The following is a 20,813-nucleotide window of genomic DNA, read 5'->3' as shown; positions in this document are numbered from 1 at the left end:
ATTTTTTATCCAACTTTTCTTCGGTCTATCAAATTAGTATTAAAAATTTATGAAGGAAAAGTTTCAAAAATATGTCAGGAAAACACAAAGCCAAAAATCTTCATTTTTGAATTATTTAAGCTTCCGAGCACCAAACGCGCTAATTAATAGCATAAAACCCGATGTAGCCAAGCATAACCAAAGTCCGCTTGCCTGATAGGTTAAACCAGATAGAATAGTCCCAAAGAGTCGGCCAAGGGCATTCGACATGTAATAAAAACCAACGTCTCGAGCAACTCTTTCTGTGTTAGTAAATGAAAGTATTAAATAAGAATGAATTGATGAATTAATAGCAAATAATACAGCGAAAACTAATAACCCGAGCACCATTATAATCAGACTACTAACAGATGATAAATCAAGTAAAAACAATAAAATTGATAAACTTATAGGTGCTAGCGAAAGAATTAAACTCCAACTAAATGGTGCTTCGAGAAGCTGTTTCTCAGTTTTATTTCTTATGAATTTTAATTTTGGCACGTAGGCCTGGATTATCCCATAGAAAATTATCCAAATCGCCATAAAAGAGCCAACTATAAAAAAGGCAAAATCATTAAGTCCTGAATTTTGCTGGGACAAAAATGTATAAAAGTAAATTGGAACGCCGACTACAAACCATACATCTCGTGCGCCAAATAAGAAAACTCGTGAAAAGGATAGCCAATTAATATTTGGACTTTTTGAAAATATATCCGCAAATTTTGAAGTAGTTTTCCCTTTTGGAAGTCTGTTTGAAATTAATATAATCGATGTGAAAAATACAATTAAAAGAACCGACGCCATTGCATACAATACAGACACAAAATTAAATAAATTTAACGAAACAGCTCCAATGAAAAACCCCAAACCCTTTACTGCGTTTTTCGAGCCAGTTAAAATAGCCACCCACCTAAAGAGTTTTTGATTATCATTGGGAGAAAGTACTTTGACCGCCGATTTCGCGCTCATTTTTGATAGATCCTTAGCAACACCAGACAATCCTTGCACTGCCATGACATAAATGACTGAATAGGTTACTATCCAATCTTGGTGTAATTGCGACAACGCTAATACGGCTAGTATTTGAAGCGCTAAGCCTGCAATCAAAGTAGAGCTTAAGCCATATCGTGAACCAATCCAGCCAGCTAGAATATTTGTGATAACACCAGCTAATTCATAAAGAACAAACATGTATGCCAGCTGAACTGGTGAATAACCTAGTGTATGAAAGTGAAGCAAGACAAGCATTCTAAGAGCGCCATCACTCAGCATAAATATCCAATATGCTAAAGTGACGAATAGGTAGGTTGTTAAGAACTTGTCAGTCTGCATCTAATGACAATTTTACCATGCAAACAATGTCAACTAGTCGGCAAACATATGCCCATTCATTATCATACCATGCATAAACTTTTAAATGTGTCCCGTTAACAACCATCGTAGACTGTCCATCTATTATACAAGACCGAGGATCGTCAACAAAATCAGACGATACTAAAGCTCGACTTTCATAGCCTAGTATATCCTTGAGATATGTTTCAGCAGCATTTTCGAATAAACCATTAACCTCTGATACCGTGGTAGCCGTGTTTAACTCAAAAACCGCATCGGTCAGAGATGCATTAAGCAGCGGCACCCGAACTGCACTACCGTTCAATTTTCCATTTAATTCTGGATAGATCAAATTAATTGCAGTTGCAGATCCTGTTGTGGTGGGAATAAGTGAATTAAGTGCAGACCTTGATCTTCTAAAGTCCTTCGACGGTCTATCAACTATCGTCTGCGTATTTGTAACATTATGTATAGTTGTTATAGACCCATGTTTAATACCTAGTGACTCATGTACGACTTTGACGATAGGTGCCAAACAATTTGTCGTGCAAGAGGCAGCAGTCACGATATTATGCATGTTTGGGTCATAAATATTATCATTGACTCCATACACTAAGTTTGCAACCGTCCCAGTTTTTACGGGTGCAGAAACAATTACTTTTTGTATACCTTTTTTAAAATATGGAGCTAATAATTGCTCAGACTTAAAAAAACCAGTACAGTCAATAACGATATCAATCTCATCAAGAGGTAAATTAACTATATTCTCTTCACGTAGAACTGGAATTTTTTGATTATCAACCGTCAACGAAACGCTATCATTTGAAATGCTTCGGCTCCACCTACCGTGAACTGTGTCAAATTCTAAAAGATGTGCAAAAAGGTCTGGATCACCATTTTTATCGTTTATGAACGCTACCGAAATATCGTTGTCAATAAGCCGGCGCAAAGCTAACTTTCCTATTCGCCCAAACCCATTAAGTGCGATCTTTACCATATTTTAATCCAACAAAATATTCTCTAGTTTTTTAAAAACTGTGTAACAAGGTACAATATATAAAAAGGTCGGCTAATGAAAAGCCGACCCTAAGTTTAGATTTAAGCTCGATTAAAGCCTACAACCCATCGACCATAGCCTGGGTTTTGGCTAATTCTGGGTCGCTAACCAGACCATACTCAGCCAGTGGTCCATCAGGTCCTGCTATTTCGTCCGATACGAAGAACTGGATGTATTCTTTTAATCCAGGAATTTGGCCAATATGAGCATTTTTTACGTAAAACTGAAGTGGACGAGAAATAGGATACTCACCGCTAGCTATGGTTTCAGTCGACGGTGTAACACCGTTTACTTTTGATGCATAGATTGTATCAGTGTTGTTCAGTAGAAATGACAAGCCAAAAACCCCAATACCCTCTTTGTTAGATGCAATAGATGCAAGGGTTTCTGTATAATCGCCATCTATATCGACCGACACGCCATCAGTTCGCACCTTCATGCAATCTTTATCAGCTTCTTTTTTTGTCAGACCTGAATCCATAAGATATTTATGGGTTCCTGCTTTTTTGCATCCTGCAACCATAACTTTCTTATCAAAGACTTCTCTTGTTCCGTGCTTGGTTCCTGGAATGAACATTTTTATACTTCTGTCTGGAAAATTAGGATCGACATCCTTCCAATTTGTTACTTTGGACTTGTTTGAAATAGCTAAATAAATGTGCGCAGGCGCTAAATCTTCAAAGCCTTTGGTTTCTAAACGAGATGCAAAGACAATACCGTCATAACCGATTTGTACCTTAGTATATTCTCCAATATTGGCTTTACACTTGACACCTTCTTCTTCTTTCATAAGAGATGATGAATTTGCGATATCGGTAGTGTTTGTACCAACTCCCTCACACATTCTCTTTCTGCCAGCACCAGATCCACCGGATTCTACTACTGGTGTTGGAAAATCAAAATTCTCGCCAAAAGCTTCAGCAACGATTGACGCGTAAGGTAAAACAGTTGAAGAACCAGCTACATGCACATAATCACGTGCGACAGCGCTACCGGATGCTATCACTAGAGAAGAAGCAGTAGCCAAAGCTAAGTTTCGAATATACATAAAAAAACTCCTAATAAAAATGATTCCCGATTGGAATTTCTATCTAATATGTTTTTAAGGAATCTTTTATGTGAAGCTTTTGTTACGGTTTTGTGACAAATCTTTCTAGTTTATTCTATTGGGAAAAACTACTGAAAATACACTACCATTGCCCGGATCACTCTCTATTAGCAATCTTCCGTTATGACGTACCATAATATGTTTTACGATAGACAACCCTAACCCAGTACCTCCTTCATTTCTCGATCTGTGATCGTCTACTCTATAAAAACGTTCCGTTAGTCGCGCCAAGTGATGTTCCTCAATACCTATTCCAGTATCTTCAAAGCTTACTTTATAGCCAGTTGTCATCAAAGCTTTATGATACTCAATACTATCCATAATAACTTTGATCTTGTTGCCATCTCCACCATATTTTATTGCATTCTGAAGAAGATTTGTGAAAACTTGAACAACCTGAGAGTAATCGCCCATAATCAAGGGATCTGATGCGTCCTGCACATAGTTGATACTAATATTTCTTTTTGCCGCAGTGGGAGTTAGTATTTCCAGAACGTCACGCATAATATCGCCAAGGTTTACTTGTTCTGTCGGTAATAGTTTTTCTGCAACTTCAACTCGTGATAAACCTAGCAAATCGTCTATCAAGCTACTCATGCGTAAGGACTCTCGCTCCATTACTCTCAAAAATTCTTTTGCTTTCAATGGGTTGCTTTTAATAACTCCAGAAAGAGTTTCTATAAACCCAAGTATAGAAGTAAGAGGAGATTTTAATTCATGACTTACGTTAGCTACGAAATCTCGCCTCATTTGGTTTGCTTGAATTACATCAGTAGTATCATAAAAAGATAGGCTAACTATTTTTAACTCTCTCGAATACTTCGTAGTTACCTCATATGTTCTCTCAACGCCTGAAACGGTTTTATAAAAATTTCCTTTTTCGTTCTCGTTTGCATTAAAAGCATTTTCAACCAGATTAATAATTAGTGGCTGTCTTATTGCTACATAAAAATGTCTGCCTTTAAAATCATTACCTAATAAATCAACGGCTGCTTTATTAGATGATATTACATAAGAGCGATCGTCTATTACTAGTATTGGCGTGCTAACAGTCTCTACAAAATTATCTATAACACTGATGTAATCCATGTTCATCATGTGATACTTTTAAGGGCCATTTCAAATTTTTCTTTTAAAGTATCGGGATCTTCTAAACCAACGGAAACACGGAAAAAACCTTCAGTTATTCCCAAAGCTAGTCTATCATTTTCTGAAAGACCTCGGTGAGAAGATGAAGCAGGATGAGACAAGGTCGTTCCAACATCTCCTAAGGTTGGAGCAAACGCTATACCTTCTAACTGCTTAACAAATCTATTTGCAGCTTCTCGTGTTTTGTTTTTAAGCTCAAAACTTACTAAATTACAGCCGTTTAAGCCGAGACTGTTTTTAACAAGAGCTGCATCGGGATGATCAGGCAGAGTTGGATAAAGTACTCTATCCACATTTTTGTTCATGGATAAGTACTGAGCGAGGATCGTCGCTGTAGCTTGACTACTCTCAAACCTTAAAGGGAATGTCATCAAACCCCTTTCTGCAAGCCAACATTCGTAAGGGCTCGGAGTGAGACCGGTTGTTACTGCAAAGTCATAAATAGATCTATTTATAGTTTCATCTTTTGCCACCACATACCCAAGAGTTATATCTGAATGACCGGCTAATAACTTTGTAACGGAGTTTACAACTATATCCGCTCCGGCGCTCATGGGTTTGAAAGCCTTTGGAGTTGTGAAGGTATTATCTACCAAAAGTTTAATATCTTTTTCTTGGCATAAAGTTACAATGCCAACAATATCTGCAACTCTTAAAGTAGGGTTGGAAACTAATTCTATTAAAATAAGTTTTGTGTTTGGCTTAATGGCATCTCTAACCTTTGCAATATTAGTCATGTCGGAGAGCGAAACTTCAATGCCAAATCTTGGCAAATCAGATTTCATTAACCTTAAAGACCGCCCATACAACTGATCACCGCCAACAATATGATCCCCAGACGATAATGACCCCATTATAGCGGCTGTAATTGCAGCCATACCGGAGCCAGTAATAATTCCACCATCGGCTTGCTCAAGAAGATCTATCTGTTTCGCAAGGGCTGTTGCATTGGGATGGCCTTCCCTAGCATATGTATAACCTTGAATACGACCTTCGTATTGATCATCCAACATATCTGGGGTTTCAGACGCGTAAACAACTGACGGGTAGATAGGCGATACAACACTAGCGCTTTCCCCAGGCTTCAGTGGAATAGGACGCTGAATGGTTTCATTTTTTTTTGACATTATTTTTAGCCTTCAACAATATCTAGGCTTTTCATAAATCTAATTGCATTAGCCTGGTAATTCTCTGCGCTTTTTAGCAGTCCATCTATCGTTACTTCATCTAGCTGCTTCACAACTTTACCCGGCATTCCCAAAACCATCGAACCATCGGGTATGCTTTTTCCTTCGGTGATTAAAGCCCCTGCCCCAACTAAACAATTTTTACCTATTTTCGCACCGTTTAGAATTGTTGCGCCCATGCCAATTAATGTATTGTCACCAATCGTGCAACCATGAAGCATTGCCTTGTGACCAATTGTACAGTTTTTGCCAATTGTCAGCGGGTACCCAATATCAGTATGTAATACACAATTCTCCTGGATATTGGATCCAAAACCCACAGATATTAGTTCATTGTCTCCTCTAAGTGTAGAACAGAACCAGACAGAAGATTTCTCTTTTAGACTAATTTTTCCAATTATATTTGCATCCGGCGCTACAAAAACACTCGCATGGATTATTGGGAAATTTCCTTCAAAAGCGTATAAAGTCATTATCTATTCTCAAATTCGTTATTCAAATTCCGCACATCATCTACAATTCTAGGTTGCTGACTTAACTTTAATCTTTCGGCTTTAATTATTGTTTTTAAATCATTTTCAGTCTTATCCAAATCATTATTTATCAAAACATAATCATATTCTGGCCAATGACTAATTTCATCACGAGCTAAGGCCATTCTATTTTTGATAACGTCTTGGTTATCTTTTGCTCGCGAATTCAATCTACGCTCCAGTTCGGCTATTGAAGGTGGAAGAATAAATAACGAAAGCGCCTGTTTTCCAAGCACGGAATTTCGAATTTGTTGACCGCCCTGCCAATCAATATCAAATAGTACATCTTGGCCATTCTCAATTGCATTCGATACAGGTTTCTGAGGACTGCCATAAAGATTGCCGAATACCTCTGCATGTTCGAGCATTTCTTGATTATCAACCATTTTTAAAAAATCTTCTCTAGACTTAAAAAAATACTCGCGTCCATCTTTTTCGCCATCCCGAGGCTCTCGAGTAGTAGCAGAGATGGAGAATACGATATCGTTATCCCAAGCCCTCAACCTATCAGATAGCGTGGACTTTCCAGCTCCTGAAGGAGACGAAAGAATAATAATGAGACCTCTACGCATCTGGGTTATCGAAACTACCTAACTTAATAGCATTCTATGCAATGATTAACCTATTTTATACTCCAGGCCAAATAAACCCGCACTTTTAAAGTTATTAAACTGCCGCCTTAGCTACAGTACTACCGCCCCTACGAGCAACTAATTCTTCAGCCACTAAAAATGCTAATTCTAATGATTGACTTGCGTTAAGTCTAGGATCGCATGCGGTATGATACCTGTCTGACAGCCCTTCTTCCGTTACAGCCCGAACTCCGCCGGTACACTCTGTTACATCCTGACCGGTCATCTCGAAATGCACTCCTCCGGGAATAGTACCCTCGGCAGCATGAACCTGAAAGAACTCACGAACTTCTTTAAGAACGCTGTCAAATGGACGTGTCTTATATCCGCTGGACGACTTAATTGTATTTCCATGCATTGGATCACAGGTCCATACGACATTAACACCACTTTCTTTGACTACTTTAATCAAGCGCGGCAAATGATCTCCAACTTTTCCTGCACCAAAACGAGCGATCAATGTAAGTTTTCCTGCTTCATTGTCTGGATTCAATTTTTCTAGTAACTTTTTCAAATCATCTTCAGTCATTGTAGGGCCACATTTTAATCCAATAGGATTTAAGACACCGCTACAAAAATTTACATGAGCGCCATCTGGCTGTCGCGTACGATCGCCTATCCAAATCATGTGACCAGAGCCAGCTAGCCAATTACCAGAAGTGGAATCTAGCCGAGTAAGTGCCTCCTCATACTCTAGAAGCAACCCCTCATGGCTCGTGTAAAAATCTACTGTGCGTAATTCATTTGATACATGACTATTCAACCCTGCTGCCTTCATAAAATCTAGCGCATCGCTAATTCTATTAGCCATTTCTCTATATTTAGATGCTTTTTCTCCTTCAATAAAACCAAGTGTCCAGCCATGGACCAGATGAACATCGGCATATCCACCTTTAGAAAAAGCTCTTAGAAGGTTTAAAGTAGCAGCAGCCTGAGTGTAAGCTTGAAGCATTTTAGATGGGTTTGGAATTCTAGCTTCCTTAGTAAATTCTAATTCATTTATAATGTCACCTCGGTAACTCGGCAGCTCAACTTCATTTATAATTTCAGTTGGAGCTGATCTTGGTTTGGCAAATTGACCAGCCATTCTGCCAACTTTCACAACTGGAACTTTTGCACCATAGGTAAGTACCATCGCCATTTGCAGCATAACTTTAAAAGTATCGCGTATCCCATCAGCACTAAATTGCTCAAAACTTTCAGCACAATCTCCACCTTGGAGCAGGAATGCGTCGCCCTTGGATGCGGCCGCAAGCTCTTCCTTCAGAGACCTAGCCTCACCAGCGAAAACAAGAGGAGGATAATTTGACAGCTGCTGCTCAACTTTTGCCAAAGTTGCATCATCAGTATAGTCAGGCATTTGAATCCGTGGTTTAGCACGCCAATCAGATTTTTGCCATTCTTTCATCGTTGGATCCTCCTCAAAAAAGATACTGACATTAAGGTATAATTGATTTTTAAAAAAAGAACCATACCACTCGAATGAAATGACTTGACGTTGTTAAAAAAACTCACAAGGTATTTTAGGGTGCTGCGTTTTAGCAGGCGAATTTAGTTGTGTCAGGCTCTAGCCATGAATTTTCGAGATGAAAAAGTTGTAATAGATATTGCGGCACCTGACAATTCACCGCGTCGTTTTGCTTTTCTTTTAATGAAGGATTTTACTTTATTGTCCTTTGCATCAGCCGTAGATGCACTTCGAATAGCCAATAGGATGTCTGATAAAACTATCTATAGCTGGTTGTTTCTAAGCGAGGACGGCAACCCGGTAAGTTGTTCAGCAGGCACATCGTTCAATGTTGACGACAATTTAATTGATTTGCATCGTGACGACACGATTATGGTTTGTGGTGGTATGAACATAAGTGAGACAACAACTAAACCTATTTTAAATTGGATCCGAAAAGAAACTCGACGTGGCTTGAAGATTGGCGGTTTATGTACCGCAGCTTTTACCCTTGCTAAAGCTGGTATACTTGATGGTAAACGAGCCACAACTCACTGGGAAAACCAGGATAGTTTTTCAGAAGAATTTGTAGAAGTCGATCTTACAAAATCTGTTTTCATAATAGATGGAAATCGCATGACAACTGCAGGCGGAACATCTTCTATAGACTTATTCTTAAAAATAATTGCTGATGACCATGGTGAGGATTTAGCGAACGCTGTGGCAGATCAAATGATTTATAGTGCAATTAGAACGGATCAGGATAGTCAGAGACTATCTGTTCCAACGAGAATAGGCGTCCGCCACCCAAAGCTCAGTCTCGTTATACAGATGATGGAAAAGAATATAGAGGAACCAATAAGTCCCTCAATCTTGGCTAAAGACGTATCAATGTCTACTCGGCAGCTTGAAAGGTTGTTTCGGCGATATTTAGATAGAAGCCCTAAGCGTTATTATATGGAGTTGAGACTTCAAAAGGCTCGAAATTTACTTATGCAAACTGATATGAGCGTCATAAATGTAGCATTAGCATGCGGTTTTGCATCACCATCTCATTTCTCGAAATGTTATCGAACACATTACAACACTACGCCTTATCGCGAGCGCGGATCAAAATCTTCAAGAATTACAATTTGAAGTTAAAGATTCTATGTAAAATTTACTTTTCAGGTATCATCCCACGCGGGTAAAATCTTAACATCAAGAGTAGAAATAAACCCATCGTTAATAAACGCATTTGAGCTACGCTGTCTAATAAATGTAATCGAACAGGACTTTCAGGGTCCATTGGCGCAGTTATGAGATCAACCAACCAATAACCTATAGGTTCGACTTGCACCCAAAGGAACCAAACTAAAAAACCACCTAAGATCGATCCTAAATTACTTCCAGACCCTCCAACAATCACCATAACCCATATTAAAAAGGTAAAACGTAGTGGTTGATAAGCACCGGGTGTCAACTGAGCATCTAATGTAGTCATCATTGCTCCAGCTATTCCACATACAGCGGACCCAAGGATGAAAATTTGCAAGTGTCTAGATTTGATATCTTTACCCATAGCTTGTGCTGCAGTTTCATTATCTCTTATGGCCCTCATCATTCTTCCCCAAGGACTATTTAGAGCCCTCTGCGACAACCATACCAAAACAAAAAGGACTAAACCGAACAAACCCGCATAAGCAATCTTCACAAACAAAGTAGAAGCAGTCGTTGGATCTAAACCAAAACTTGCCGCTCGATTCACGAAATTCTCACTTGCCTGCAAATCAATCTCATATGGAACTGGCCGTGGAATTCCTGCAACATTCTTTACACCGCGGGTCATCCAATCCTCGTTCCTCAGAATTGCAATTATTATTTCAGATATTCCTAAGGTCGCTATGGCTAAATAGTCTGACCTTAATCCTAGAGCAGTTTTTCCAATTATCCATGCAGCCCCAGCAGCCATTAAACCGCCTACAGGCCAAGCCAGCAGAACCGGTAGTCCTAATCCTCCAAGGTAGCCTGTTGCAGCGGGATTTACTGCCTCAACGGCAACTACGCCGGGGGTCAGAATGGATTTATAAACGAAAAATGAACAGACCAAGAAAATTAGAATTGAAATAAATCGCCATCTGGTATTTTTTATCTTTTTATAAACCCAAACAGAAAGGGTTATTGTTAAGACACCAAAGAGCAGTCCAGCCAAAATACGAGGCCCACCGGCATTCCACGCCTCTGGTACGGGCTGCATGGAAATCAAAACAGTGGCCAGACCTCCAAGCCCAACGAACCCCATTATGCCAACATTAAGAAGTCCAGCGATACCCCACTGAAGATTTACCCCTAGAGACATCACCGCACTGATTAATCCCATATTCAAAATAAATAAGGCTGAATTCCAACTTTGGATAAAACCAGTAATCACAATAAGCAAAAATACGGCTGCGAATAATAAATAAGTTTTAATATTATCCGTCATAACGATTTACCCTTAAAAAGCCCAGTTGGCTTGAAAAGAAGCACTACCAACAAGATTGCAAAACTTACTGCAAATTTATATTCAGTTGCCAACAGCTGCATTAGCCCACTAGGTGCGAATTGTTCTGGCAGTGTATACGTAAGAACCTTTTTCCAAGCATATGTAATAAACACTTCCGAGAATGCTATCAAAAAGCCACCGGCAATAGCACCAAGTGGATTTCCCAGTCCACCTACGATCGCAGCCGCAAATATCGGCAACAACAATTGAAAATATACAAATGGTTTAAAACTTTTATCTAGGCCATAAAGGGTACCTGCAATTGTGGCCAGTGCAGCAACAATTAACCATGTATAAAAGACAACCCGTTCTGGATTTATGCCAGAAAGCAAAGCAAGATCTTCGTTGTCAGAAAAAGCCCTCATCGACTTTCCAGTTCTCGTCCTATTAAGAAACCAAAATAAAAGGGCTACTACCACAACAGCAGTAATAACAGTAATAACCTGTGTTGTTTTGATTGCTAATCCTTCATCGAGACCAGTTAATTTCTTGAAATCCCTCGCCGAAATTATGAAGCGAGATCCATCTGAGAAACGTTGATCGCCTACCCCAATAATAAATCGAACTAAACCATTGTAAACGAACATAATTCCTAGAGATACAATTAATAAGATTACAGGAGCTGATTTTTGCTTACGGTAAAAACGTAATACCACGCGATCCGTTCCAAGAAGTAATAATGCAGTCAGAACTATTGCTATCGGCAATGCAAGAAGAGCAGTGGGTAGCGGAGCAATAGATACACCGATACTTTGAAACCACCAAGTAAACAAAATTGCCACCATGGTACCGAAGGCCATTGTGTCACCGTGTGCAAAATTAGAAAATCGAAGAATCCCATAGACCAATGTGACCCCGAGCGCACCTAGTGCTAACTGGCTGCCGTAAGTTATTGCAGGAATTATAACAAAATTGGACAACACAATTACAGCGTGAAGAAATTCCATATCTATCCTCCCAAGAAGGATTTTCGGACCTCTTTATCGGCCAATAAATCCTTTCCAGAGCCAGAAAACGCATTACGCCCTTGAACAAGAACAAATCCTTTGTGAGCAATTTCAAGAGCCTGTCTCGCATTTTGCTCTACCATTAAAATCGAAATGCCAGATTTTACCACATCAATAATCCTACCGAATAATTCGTCCATAACTATTGGCGAAACACCTGCGGTAGGTTCATCCAACATTAATACTGACGGCTTAGTCATCAGTGCACGTCCAACCGCGACCTGCTGTCTTTGGCCTCCTGATAATTCGCCAGCGGACTGATTACGCTTTTCAAGTAAAACAGGGAATAGATTAAAAACCTGTTCCATTGTAACAGAAAAATCATCTGTTCTTATGAATGCACCCATTTCCAAATTTTCCTGAACGGTCATTGAGGTAAAAATATTTTGGTTCTGGGGCACAAACCCCATGCCTTTTAAAACTCTATCTTGAGGCGTTAGCTTGGAAATATCTTCTCCATCAAGTTTTACTTTACCTTCTCCAAGACTTAACATACCAAAAATTGCTTTCATCGCAGTGGACTTGCCCGCACCATTAGGACCTACAATTACAGCAATTTCTCCGGGTTCTACAGAAACGGTGCAGTCATGAAGAATATCGGGGCCATTACCATATCCACCAGTCATAGACTCCCCGATTAAATACGGCTCACTCATTGCACAACATTCTTTTCTTTGTTTTTAAGCCCTGTTCCTAAATAAGCCTCTATAACTTGCTCATTATTTTTTATTTCACGTAACGAACCTTGCGCTAGTACTTTACCTTCTGCCATACAGATCACAGGATCACAAAGCTTCTCAATAAAATCCATATCGTGTTCAATGACGACAAAAGTATAACCTCGTTCTATATTCAAACGCTTGATAGCATCTGCAATAGTATTCAATAAGGTTCTATTAACCCCTGCTCCAACTTCATCAAGAAAAACAATCTTGGCATCGACCATCATTGTCCTGCCTAATTCTAATAATTTCTTTTGCCCACCTGAAACTTGACCCGCTTTCTCGTGAGACAAATGGGATATGGTCAAAAACTCTAAAACTTCGTCTGCCTTCGCTGTTAATACTCTTTCCTGATCGGCAATCCGCTTTCTACCAAACCAAGTATTCCATAAAGTTTCCCCGAATTGATTAGACGGTACCATCATAAGGTTTTCACGACACGACATCGAAGCAAATTCGTGAGCGATTTGGAAAGTCCTCATAACTCCTTTGTCAAACAATTGGTGAGGAGCTAGGCCCGTAATATCCTCACCAGCAAGTAACACCTTGCCGTGAGTTGGTTTATGCAAACCAGCAATGGCGTTAAATAGAGTGGTTTTTCCTGCACCATTTGGTCCGATTAAGCCTGTTATAGACCCCTGCTCTATTGTTAAAGAGACACCGTCAACAGCATGAAAGCCGCCAAAATGCTTATGTAAATCCTGTATTTCGATCAACGGTAAATCCCTTAGAAATAATCCTATTAAAGAATACAGCCCGGCCTAATAAAACCGGGCTGCGAAAATAGAAACTATTCAATGATAATTATCGGAAAGCTACTGTTGTATCTTTTCCACCCTTCATGACTACTTCACGATAGGTACCTGAAGCTTCTCCTGGTCCAATTAGCTCAACGCCAGAAGCACCCACATAATCAATGTCTCCGCCACCGCGTAAAATTTCTAGACCTTTTGCCAACTCTCCGGCACCGATTTTAGTACCAGGTGCATTTGCAACCTTCATAATATGATCTTTATAATCTGCTGGATCTTTTGAGTCAGCAGATTGCATAGCCAACATAATTAATGCTGCTGCGTCATATGACTCAGGAACAAATGGTGAGGTAGCGTTAAATGCACCACCCACGAGCGCCGTAAAGCTTTCAGCTAGCTCAGTAGAAGGCGCAGGGTGCTGACCGGTTGATCCGTCAATATCAGACCCAAATTTAGACAGCGTGTCACTGATCATACCATCTGGGAAGTGAAATGTATCAAACGCACCTGAATCCAGTGAGGCTTGAATAATAGCTCCGCCGCCCTGATCAACATAACCTGCGACAACTAGCCTGTCTCCACCAGCGGCAGCCAAAGCAGCAACTTCTGACGAATAATCAGCTTTTCCTTCCTCATGAGGAGCATTGATAGTTATTGTACCACCAGCTGCTTCATAAGCCGACTGAAAAGCATCTGCCAAACCTTTTCCATAGTCATTGTTTGTATATGTTACAGCTACAGACTTTATGCCTTGATCCATAAGAACTTCCGTCATCACAACACCCTGTCTGGCGTCTGATGGGGCAGTTCTGAAAAACAAGCCCTTGTCCTCATTATTGTTGTGAGACAGACCCGGACTGGTTGCTGACGGAGAAACCATCACCATCCCGTTTGGAAGTGCTACATTCATCAATGCAGCGCCTGTGACACCTGAACAGTCGCCACCAACAACACCATCTACGCCGTCAGCAGTAATAAGTCTCTCAATCGCTGCTTGCGCTGCACCAGAGTCAATACAGGTTGTGTCAGCTCTCACGGCCTTGACTTTTGCGCTATCAAGCAGAGCCCCACTATCATTTACCTCACTGATAGCAAACTCTGCTCCTGGTCCCATTTCAGCGACCATAGATTCAATAGGACCTGTAAATCCTAGGAACACACCAATTGTGACCTCCTTGGCATGTCCACCTGCGAAAGCTGTTGCAGCAACAGAAGTAGCCAACGCAGTTCCGATTAGTAATTTCTTCATAAATATATCTCCCTTTAATGAGTCACAATTACAGCGTTCTTTACTGCTAAATTCAACCCTTTATTTGTAGCCTCAAGGCTAATCATAAATAATCAATATCGTCAACGAGTTAACCAGAAATAATGTGTTAAAGCCGTTAGGATATTATGTTAAACTCTTAACCTTCAAACTATCGATCTCTCCAAAAAAGGTTGACCATTTATTACTCTATCCCAAGAAAACGGGGAAAGGTCTAGTGAGCGAAACCCCCGGTAAATTATCAATTCCGATAGACCCCGCCCGGTTGCAGGAGCCTGCTGTAGCCCATGTCCAGAGAAACCATTCGCAAAATATAAATTCTCAATTGCAGGATGACACCCTAATATCATATTCTGATCCAAGACATTATATGCGTAATGACCTGCCCAGTAGTTCCTCACTTTAATTGCTTCAAAATAACTTGATCTGTTAGCCAAAGCAGGCCAGATGATATTGTCAAATTCAGTGTAATTCGGAGTAAAGTCATTAAAATCAACGTCTAAATCTTCTTTTGGACTGCAACCGCTTATAAAAACATTACCTTCAGGTCTGCAGTAAACACCTGTACTATCTACCATCAAAGGCAGTGAACCCATATTTACCGTTGCCGACCCCTGCGGAGACTGCTCACAATCAAAAACAAATACAGTTCTTTTTCTTGGCACAACTGGCACATTTATTCCTGCATATTTTGCTATTTTACCAGCTCTCGACCCAGCGGCATTTACAAAATAATCAGCCTCAATTTTTTTTCCAGACTTTAATTTGACAGACTTAAGTGATTGTTTTTCGGCATTAAACCCAATCGCTTCATCCTTAATAAACCTGACACCTAAACTTTCTGCTTTCCGTTTAAATCCGTTCAAGAAATCCGCATTATCAAACCAACCCTCCCCGGATCTACCGTAAGAAGCTAATTTGATGTCAGCAACATTTAAATGCGGAAATGAAGAAGCCAACTCGGACGGCGACCAAAGAACTACATCTGCATCATTGGCTAATTGCACACTATAATTTTGTTTCATAATCGCAACCTGAGCATCAGTTTCCGCCAGAAATAAATATCCGCCTGCATGAAATTTTAAATCAGGCCGGTCATTCTCAACAGACATCAAATCATGAAAACTTGTTAAAACTTCATAACCATACTGACTAATCTTGATATTCAACGCATTTGAAAACTGTGTTCTGATTGAAGATGCTGAGAGTGTTGATGAAGAATAAGTATACGCTGGATCAGGCTCTAGCACTATCACCGAGCCTGAAAAATCAGGATTAGAGGATAGAAAATAAGCTGTTGCACAGCCTACTATTCCCCCTCCAATCACAATAACATCGCACCTATCTTCCATTTCGTTTCTCAACAAGTGAATAAACTTTTATTTTGACTGATTATTCAGAGCATTTTTCCTTATGTTACTCAATGACTGTCTCGGAACCAGAGCTTCTGAAGAAACGTTTAAGTCTAAAACAGCACCTCTTTCCGAATTAAGCGCACTTTCAAACGCAACATAAAATTCATCTGTTGTCCCGACACGTAAACCTAAGAAACCAAAAGATTCTGCTAAAGAGATAAAATTAGGATTAACAATGTCTGTACAACTTACTCTGCCAGGATAATTTTTTTCTTGGTGGACACGTATTGTGCCATAAGTCGAATTATTTAATATTAAAATTATTGGAAAAATTCCTATTTGAGCCGCTGTCGACAACTCCTGACAGGTCATTTGGAAATCACCATCGCCTGCAAAACAAACTACTGTCCGATTAGGGAATGCACTCTTGGCAGCAATAGCCGCTGGAACACCATACCCCATAGCTCCACTTTGAGGTGCAAGTAGTCGCGAAGAACCTGCAAATTGATAAAACTTATTCGGCCAAACTGCAAAATTACCGGCACCATTAGTAATAATAACATCTGAGGGAAGAACTTCCTGTAGGTACTGCATCACTAACCCCATATCCACCATGGACGGCTGTTTAGGAGCGATCAAACTGTCTAGATAGTTGAGACGAGCAGATGAAAACCAATCTTCCCAACGGCCGGAAACATTTTCTAGACATCTAGAAAATTCGTTGGGATCGGCATGTATTGCAATATCAGGTAGATATATTTTTCCTAATTCACTCTCTGCACTGTGAACGTGTATTAACTTTTGATCCGGTATCGGTACTTTAAGAAGGCTATAGGCATCAGTAGTCATTTCGCCAAACCTAATATTAATCGCAATAATTAAGTCACTAGCAACAATTAACTCTCTAACATGAGCTGGCATACCAACACCAGCTTCGCCACAAAACGCTCTGGAAAAGTTATCAAATTGATCTTGATATCTAAACGCGGCTATTACTGGGATCTTCGAAGATTCTGCAAAACTCTTTAACGCATTTTGACCAGATTGAGACCAAGTACTGCCACCTATTATTATTAGAGGTCGTTTACAGTCTGAAAGTGCGAACTGAACCTTCTCAATAGTCTCACTTACAGGAACGCCTTTCTCAATATGAACAGGACTAATCAAGGGTAAAGCATCAGTCTCATCTGTTAAAATATCCTCTGGCAATGCTACTACAACAGGTCCTGGACGCCCAGATACCGCTGTTAACCACGCTCTTGAAATAATTTCTGGTATCCTGTCTGCTTCATTGATTTCTACAGACCATTTTGCCACGTCTCCAAATGCGGTTTCATAATCAATTTCTTGGAATGCCTCCCGCCCTTTGAGAGCAGTCCCAACCTGTCCAACGAATAAAATCATCGGTGAACTATCTTGCCTCGCAGTATGCACTCCAATAGCTGCGTTCATGGCCCCAGGGCCACGCGTTACAAAACAAAGGCCTGGCTCCTGTGTAAGTTTGCCATGCGCTGAGGCCATAAAAGCCGCTCCACCCTCATTTCTACATAAAATGAAATCAAAATCTTCCCGCTTATCATAGATTGCATCCAGAACTGCCAAATAGCTTTCACCAGGAATACCAAACGCTTTTTTGGACCCAAGAGCCAAAAGACAATCTATTAAAATTTCACCACCGGTAGCCATAATTTTGAACAAACTTTCTTTATTTATTCGGTATTGTTGATTAGCAAAGTTACTTCGTCAACCACGCAAAAGCCTGCACATCTATTTTTATAACAAGTCCCTGACGACTGACTTTTTGATAATAACTTCGATCTAATTTGAGGAAACAGTTACACTCTAGAGAAGTTTACCGTCGCATAAAATTAAAAATATAATTAATTTCACTACTGACAGGCCTTTAGTGAAAAAGTAAAGTATCAATTATAGGATATAAAAACATATGAATATAAATTTTAAATAGAATCCCTAATGTTAAAAAACTAATTTTATAAATAAAAGCAATGTACAAATGCGTTACCTTAATCCTCTCAGCTGGATACTCAACAAGAATGCGAGGCGCCGATAAGCTACTAGAGAACATAGATGGAATGACACAGCTTTATCGTATTGCTAAAGCTGCTGCGGAAAATGGTGATACCTACATTACCCTTCCGTTTAGAGACCATCCTCGAGAAGCGGTACTGGCATCAATGTCGATTACCAAGATATATTTAGATGATAAGAACACCGGAATGGGTTCCTCAATTGCGGAAGGTGTAAAGAACATACAAAGCGAAGACGCAAACGTTACTGGAATTATAATAATACCTGCGGACATGCCTTTGATAGACTACAACGCTATACAAGCCTTTTTTACCGCCCACCCAAAATTTCCTCAGTCAATTATCCAAGCGGTAGATGATAATGGACCGGGACACCCAGTATTATTTCCTCGTAAGTATTTCAAAGACCTTATTCTGTTGGAAAAAGAGACGGGAGGAAGAGGAATTATTAAAAAATCAGAAAATACAAAAGTATTAAAATTTAGAGGTAGTATTGCGACGCTTGATTTAGATACTCCGGAAGATTGGGAAACATGGCGGAACGGAAGAGCAAATTAGAGGCGAAATAATGAATAGAAAACAATCGGGGCCATGCGAACATTAGGCAGACAAAGTCAATAAATAAGCTGTATCATCTTTAGTGTCAGCCTCACATTTATCACCATAGATCCTTACCTCAGTTACATTTGCTACTAATCCCGTTTCTTTTAACATTTCGAGCACGTTATCGAAACCTAAGCTATGCCAGTGCTTTGAATTCACAGACAAAACTGCCAGACCCTTTTTTGATAAAATTCTTGTGATTTCAAATAGTGCTTCCGGGCCAACATGCCCGTGGGTAAAAGTTCCTGAACTTACAATCCCATTATACGTATGGTCTAAAATAGGAAGACCTTTCGTCAGGTCGCCCACAATACTTTTTGAGTAAATACCTTTTTTTTTCGCCACCAAAAGCATTTCCTCAGAAATATCTGTGGCATGCATTTCTATTTTATTAAGTTTACTAATCTCAATACCCAACAGTCCAGTACCAGCTCCGACATCTAATACTGGGCCTTTACCGTTTAATTTGATAAATTGAGTTGCTACCTGATATGGCAATATATAATCCATTCCACCTGCAAAATCTGTGTCATAATCTCCAGCCCAGCCACGATAAAAATCGACATTGTCCTCAGGAGACGAAAGATTATAAGCTTTTTGAAGATTTATATGTTTTTTAGATTCATTTTGCTTAGACATTTTCTTGAAGATCTCTAATTGGAATTATGATTACAGCTCAATGTTATTATTTTAATCTAGCTTCTCTTTTGCACTTTTGAGAACAATACTTTACTTCCTCCCAGACCTTTTCCCACTTTTTCCTCCAAAAAAAAGCCCGGTTGCATACGCTACAAACTTTTTGCGGTAAGTTTTGTTTTTTTTGCATTTTCATTATTTAATAGTATGTCTTTCTCAATATTTTTAAATGTGTGATTTATTAATAGTATGTAATACCGCTAGAGCTTTCTAAGACCAACCCAAAAGGAGCAATTATGAATAACAAAGATCAGATAAATAAAAAAAAGCAACTAATGAGAACTACTGCTATTGGGATTGGTATTGCAGGGCTTATATGGGACACAATCGTAAATCAACCGATGAACCCTACTTCTTTAATCTTATACTTTATAGCATTAGGGCTTTTTGCATTTTCTTTTGTTTATAAGAGAAAAAACTAACTTCTCTAATTTAAGACCGCTGTTCTAACAAAATACAAACTCTGTACTAGAAAATACTCCAGTATTTATTAAAGTGTTTAAAATTAAAAATGGAGCATCAAATGAAAGTCATAACATCGGTTGAATTATCAAAAGGTTACGAACATTGGAAAAAGTTATTTCTATCAAATGAGGACTTCAGGCAAAAAAACCAAATTAATGTAGTCGCTTATGGACACGAAGCTGATAACGAAAACAAAGTTTGGGCTGTAATGGACATTCCCTCTATGGAACACATGATGAGCTTAATAAATGAACCGGAAATGATAAAATTACGAGAAGAAGCTGGAGCAATATTAGAGACGCAAAAAATGATAAAGCTTATAACATAGTAGTAAGACTTTCATTATTTTTATTAACTTGATAAAAAATGGCCGGCTCTTTCAGATACTGGGGGGTATTGTGAAAGGCCGGCCTTTTTTTAATATGGGAGTTATTAAAAACACTGTGGATACGGTTGTATTTCCAGCATGGATCAAAAAAATAAAAAATAATTATTTATCGATTATTATCATCACCTCATTACGTCTTAGAAAACCTGGTGTAGTTGGATCGTTGTAAAAAAGAAATTTAGGGCTTGAGATTTCAGTGTAACCATTTAACTCCAACCATCTTTTTAAAACGCTGGCTTTTTGAGTTAACAAGCTAGTGTCAGCTACTCCGCTAAACCTAATAACAGCTGCTGAACTTGGTTGAATTTCTTCAAAGTAAATATCATCATTAGCAGGTTTTGGTAGGTTATCAATATTGTATTTTGACGGCATAGCAAATGAAACCGTCCAGTTTTCACTTTCATCACTTATTGTTTGGATAACAGGAGCTGTCATTGAAATTTTTTCACTAACTCTTTCTTTAGCACCAATATATCTTACAAGTGGCTGAAAGCCATTACGTAAAGAATTATATTGATTGCCG

At 39.3% G+C, this 20,813-nt stretch carries 22 protein-coding genes; 4 read left to right on the top strand and 18 right to left on the bottom strand.

Features of this window, described 5'->3' with window-relative positions; genetic code table 11:
- Window positions 1–111: 111 nt before the first annotated feature.
- The 8 genes from arsJ to ACTF5Q_RS11155 form a co-directional block, all read right to left on the bottom strand.
- On the bottom strand, window positions 112–1,350 hold the full coding sequence (gene arsJ / locus ACTF5Q_RS11190; protein ID WP_438954688.1) for an organoarsenical effux MFS transporter ArsJ: 1,239 nt from the start codon (window positions 1,348–1,350) through the stop codon (window positions 112–114).
- A complete protein-coding gene (locus ACTF5Q_RS11185) occupies window positions 1,340–2,347 on the bottom strand; it encodes an ArsJ-associated glyceraldehyde-3-phosphate dehydrogenase (protein WP_438954687.1) in 1,008 nt (335 codons plus the stop codon). The genes arsJ and ACTF5Q_RS11185 overlap by 11 nt, the downstream gene beginning before the upstream one ends.
- A 118-nt stretch (window positions 2,348–2,465) precedes the next feature.
- Window positions 2,466–3,455, bottom strand: a complete 990-nt coding sequence (locus ACTF5Q_RS11180; protein ID WP_438954686.1) for a PstS family phosphate ABC transporter substrate-binding protein — start codon at window positions 3,453–3,455, stop codon at window positions 2,466–2,468.
- 105 nt (window positions 3,456–3,560) lie between these two features.
- Window positions 3,561–4,604: an ATP-binding protein gene (locus tag ACTF5Q_RS11175; RefSeq protein ID WP_438954685.1), complete on the bottom strand. Its 1,044-nt coding sequence runs from the start codon at window positions 4,602–4,604 to the stop codon at window positions 3,561–3,563.
- Between the two features lie 5 nt (window positions 4,605–4,609).
- Complete coding sequence (locus ACTF5Q_RS11170; RefSeq protein ID WP_438954684.1) at window positions 4,610–5,791, bottom strand: trans-sulfuration enzyme family protein; 1,182 nt, start codon at window positions 5,789–5,791, stop codon at window positions 4,610–4,612.
- 5 nt (window positions 5,792–5,796) lie between these two features.
- Window positions 5,797–6,324 carry a gamma carbonic anhydrase family protein gene (locus ACTF5Q_RS11165; protein ID WP_438954683.1) on the bottom strand — a complete coding sequence of 176 codons (528 nt, stop codon included), beginning with the start codon at window positions 6,322–6,324 and terminating at the stop codon, window positions 5,797–5,799.
- Entirely contained in the window at window positions 6,324–6,956 is a 633-nt protein-coding gene (gene gmk, locus ACTF5Q_RS11160) for a guanylate kinase (protein WP_438954682.1), read from the bottom strand. The genes ACTF5Q_RS11165 and gmk overlap by 1 nt, the downstream gene beginning before the upstream one ends.
- A gap of 94 nt (window positions 6,957–7,050) precedes the next feature.
- A complete protein-coding gene (locus ACTF5Q_RS11155) occupies window positions 7,051–8,424 on the bottom strand; it encodes a class II 3-deoxy-7-phosphoheptulonate synthase (RefSeq protein WP_438954681.1) in 1,374 nt (457 codons plus the stop codon).
- Between the two features lie 165 nt (window positions 8,425–8,589).
- Here ACTF5Q_RS11155 and ACTF5Q_RS11150 point away from each other — a divergent pair, with 165 nt between their 5' ends.
- Window positions 8,590–9,600 carry a GlxA family transcriptional regulator gene (locus ACTF5Q_RS11150; RefSeq protein WP_154032414.1) on the top strand — a complete coding sequence of 337 codons (1,011 nt, stop codon included), beginning with the start codon at window positions 8,590–8,592 and terminating at the stop codon, window positions 9,598–9,600.
- 22 nt (window positions 9,601–9,622) lie between these two features.
- On the opposite strand, the gene ACTF5Q_RS11145 is transcribed toward ACTF5Q_RS11150, so the two are convergent.
- The 7 genes from ACTF5Q_RS11145 to ACTF5Q_RS11115 all read right to left on the bottom strand — a co-directional run bounded on the left by ACTF5Q_RS11145 (window position 9,623) and on the right by ACTF5Q_RS11115 (window position 17,776).
- Window positions 9,623–10,927 (bottom strand): branched-chain amino acid ABC transporter permease, encoded by a 1,305-nt coding sequence (locus tag ACTF5Q_RS11145; RefSeq protein WP_438954680.1) that lies wholly within the window; start codon window positions 10,925–10,927, stop codon window positions 9,623–9,625.
- On the bottom strand, window positions 10,924–11,934 hold the full coding sequence (locus ACTF5Q_RS11140) for a branched-chain amino acid ABC transporter permease (protein ID WP_438954679.1): 1,011 nt from the start codon (window positions 11,932–11,934) through the stop codon (window positions 10,924–10,926). The genes ACTF5Q_RS11145 and ACTF5Q_RS11140 overlap by 4 nt, the downstream gene beginning before the upstream one ends.
- Before the next feature lie 2 nt (window positions 11,935–11,936).
- The gene (locus ACTF5Q_RS11135; protein WP_438954678.1) at window positions 11,937–12,650 is read right to left on the bottom strand and encodes an ABC transporter ATP-binding protein; all 714 of its coding nucleotides are present in this window, start codon (window positions 12,648–12,650) and stop codon (window positions 11,937–11,939) included.
- On the bottom strand, window positions 12,647–13,432 hold the full coding sequence (locus ACTF5Q_RS11130) for an ABC transporter ATP-binding protein (RefSeq protein ID WP_438954677.1): 786 nt from the start codon (window positions 13,430–13,432) through the stop codon (window positions 12,647–12,649). Before ACTF5Q_RS11130 ends, ACTF5Q_RS11135 begins: the two co-directional genes overlap by 4 nt.
- A gap of 88 nt (window positions 13,433–13,520) precedes the next feature.
- Window positions 13,521–14,717 (bottom strand): ABC transporter substrate-binding protein, encoded by a 1,197-nt coding sequence (locus ACTF5Q_RS11125; protein WP_438954676.1) that lies wholly within the window; start codon window positions 14,715–14,717, stop codon window positions 13,521–13,523.
- Between the two features lie 164 nt (window positions 14,718–14,881).
- Window positions 14,882–16,087, bottom strand: coding sequence for an NAD(P)/FAD-dependent oxidoreductase (locus tag ACTF5Q_RS11120; RefSeq protein ID WP_438954675.1), 1,206 nt, complete (start codon window positions 16,085–16,087; stop codon window positions 14,882–14,884).
- A gap of 27 nt (window positions 16,088–16,114) precedes the next feature.
- Complete coding sequence (locus ACTF5Q_RS11115; RefSeq protein WP_438954674.1) at window positions 16,115–17,776, bottom strand: thiamine pyrophosphate-dependent enzyme; 1,662 nt, start codon at window positions 17,774–17,776, stop codon at window positions 16,115–16,117.
- Window positions 17,777–18,096: 320 nt separating this feature from the next.
- Here ACTF5Q_RS11115 and ACTF5Q_RS11110 point away from each other — a divergent pair, with 320 nt between their 5' ends.
- A complete protein-coding gene (locus tag ACTF5Q_RS11110; RefSeq protein WP_438954673.1) occupies window positions 18,097–18,696 on the top strand; it encodes a nucleotidyltransferase family protein in 600 nt (199 codons plus the stop codon).
- Window positions 18,697–18,738: 42 nt separating this feature from the next.
- Here the strand turns inward: ACTF5Q_RS11110 and ACTF5Q_RS11105 are convergent, their stop codons facing one another.
- Both ACTF5Q_RS11105 and ACTF5Q_RS11100 read right to left on the bottom strand, forming a co-directional pair.
- On the bottom strand, window positions 18,739–19,380 hold the full coding sequence (locus ACTF5Q_RS11105; RefSeq protein WP_438954672.1) for a class I SAM-dependent DNA methyltransferase: 642 nt from the start codon (window positions 19,378–19,380) through the stop codon (window positions 18,739–18,741).
- A gap of 46 nt (window positions 19,381–19,426) precedes the next feature.
- Window positions 19,427–19,567, bottom strand: coding sequence for a DUF2256 domain-containing protein (locus ACTF5Q_RS11100; RefSeq protein ID WP_438954699.1), 141 nt, complete (start codon window positions 19,565–19,567; stop codon window positions 19,427–19,429).
- Between the two features lie 106 nt (window positions 19,568–19,673).
- Between ACTF5Q_RS11100 and ACTF5Q_RS11095 the strand changes: the two genes are divergently transcribed.
- The gene (locus ACTF5Q_RS11095) at window positions 19,674–19,859 is read left to right on the top strand and encodes a hypothetical protein (protein WP_438954671.1); all 186 of its coding nucleotides are present in this window, start codon (window positions 19,674–19,676) and stop codon (window positions 19,857–19,859) included.
- A 101-nt stretch (window positions 19,860–19,960) separates the two neighbouring features.
- Window positions 19,961–20,230, top strand: a complete 270-nt coding sequence (locus ACTF5Q_RS11090; RefSeq protein ID WP_438954670.1) for a hypothetical protein — start codon at window positions 19,961–19,963, stop codon at window positions 20,228–20,230.
- A 162-nt stretch (window positions 20,231–20,392) separates the two neighbouring features.
- Here ACTF5Q_RS11090 and ACTF5Q_RS11085 read toward each other — a convergent pair.
- On the bottom strand, window positions 20,393–20,813 hold a 421-nt coding region (locus tag ACTF5Q_RS11085; RefSeq protein ID WP_438954669.1), incomplete at its 5' end, for an SOUL family heme-binding protein.

The sequence above is a fragment of the Candidatus Salinivivens marinus genome (assembly GCF_965655845.1).
In the GTDB taxonomy this organism is placed as follows: domain Bacteria; phylum Pseudomonadota; class Alphaproteobacteria; order Rhodobacterales; family Rhodobacteraceae; genus Salinivivens; species Salinivivens marinus.
Note: the sequence above shows the minus strand (reverse complement) of the source record. Positions and strands in the feature narration are given on the sequence as shown.

Coding starts and splice junctions, on each gene's coding strand:
- arsJ (WP_438954688.1), bottom strand. CDS start 1,350: ATGCAGACTGACAAGTTCTTAACAACCTACCTATTCGTCACTTTAGCA.
- ACTF5Q_RS11185 (WP_438954687.1), bottom strand. CDS start 2,347: ATGGTAAAGATCGCACTTAATGGGTTTGGGCGAATAGGAAAGTTAGCT.
- ACTF5Q_RS11180 (WP_438954686.1), bottom strand. CDS start 3,455: ATGTATATTCGAAACTTAGCTTTGGCTACTGCTTCTTCTCTAGTGATA.
- ACTF5Q_RS11175 (WP_438954685.1), bottom strand. CDS start 4,604: ATGGATTACATCAGTGTTATAGATAATTTTGTAGAGACTGTTAGCACG.
- ACTF5Q_RS11170 (WP_438954684.1), bottom strand. CDS start 5,791: ATGTCAAAAAAAAATGAAACCATTCAGCGTCCTATTCCACTGAAGCCT.
- ACTF5Q_RS11165 (WP_438954683.1), bottom strand. CDS start 6,324: ATGACTTTATACGCTTTTGAAGGAAATTTCCCAATAATCCATGCGAGT.
- gmk (WP_438954682.1), bottom strand. CDS start 6,956: ATGCGTAGAGGTCTCATTATTATTCTTTCGTCTCCTTCAGGAGCTGGA.
- ACTF5Q_RS11155 (WP_438954681.1), bottom strand. CDS start 8,424: ATGAAAGAATGGCAAAAATCTGATTGGCGTGCTAAACCACGGATTCAA.
- ACTF5Q_RS11150 (WP_154032414.1), top strand. CDS start 8,590: ATGAATTTTCGAGATGAAAAAGTTGTAATAGATATTGCGGCACCTGAC.
- ACTF5Q_RS11145 (WP_438954680.1), bottom strand. CDS start 10,927: ATGACGGATAATATTAAAACTTATTTATTATTCGCAGCCGTATTTTTG.
- ACTF5Q_RS11140 (WP_438954679.1), bottom strand. CDS start 11,934: ATGGAATTTCTTCACGCTGTAATTGTGTTGTCCAATTTTGTTATAATT.
- ACTF5Q_RS11135 (WP_438954678.1), bottom strand. CDS start 12,650: ATGAGTGAGCCGTATTTAATCGGGGAGTCTATGACTGGTGGATATGGT.
- ACTF5Q_RS11125 (WP_438954676.1), bottom strand. CDS start 14,717: ATGAAGAAATTACTAATCGGAACTGCGTTGGCTACTTCTGTTGCTGCA.
- ACTF5Q_RS11120 (WP_438954675.1), bottom strand. CDS start 16,087: ATGGAAGATAGGTGCGATGTTATTGTGATTGGAGGGGGAATAGTAGGC.
- ACTF5Q_RS11115 (WP_438954674.1), bottom strand. CDS start 17,776: ATGGCTACCGGTGGTGAAATTTTAATAGATTGTCTTTTGGCTCTTGGG.
- ACTF5Q_RS11110 (WP_438954673.1), top strand. CDS start 18,097: ATGTACAAATGCGTTACCTTAATCCTCTCAGCTGGATACTCAACAAGA.
- ACTF5Q_RS11105 (WP_438954672.1), bottom strand. CDS start 19,380: ATGTCTAAGCAAAATGAATCTAAAAAACATATAAATCTTCAAAAAGCT.
- ACTF5Q_RS11100 (WP_438954699.1), bottom strand. CDS start 19,567: ATGCAAAAAAAACAAAACTTACCGCAAAAAGTTTGTAGCGTATGCAAC.
- ACTF5Q_RS11095 (WP_438954671.1), top strand. CDS start 19,674: ATGAATAACAAAGATCAGATAAATAAAAAAAAGCAACTAATGAGAACT.
- ACTF5Q_RS11090 (WP_438954670.1), top strand. CDS start 19,961: ATGAAAGTCATAACATCGGTTGAATTATCAAAAGGTTACGAACATTGG.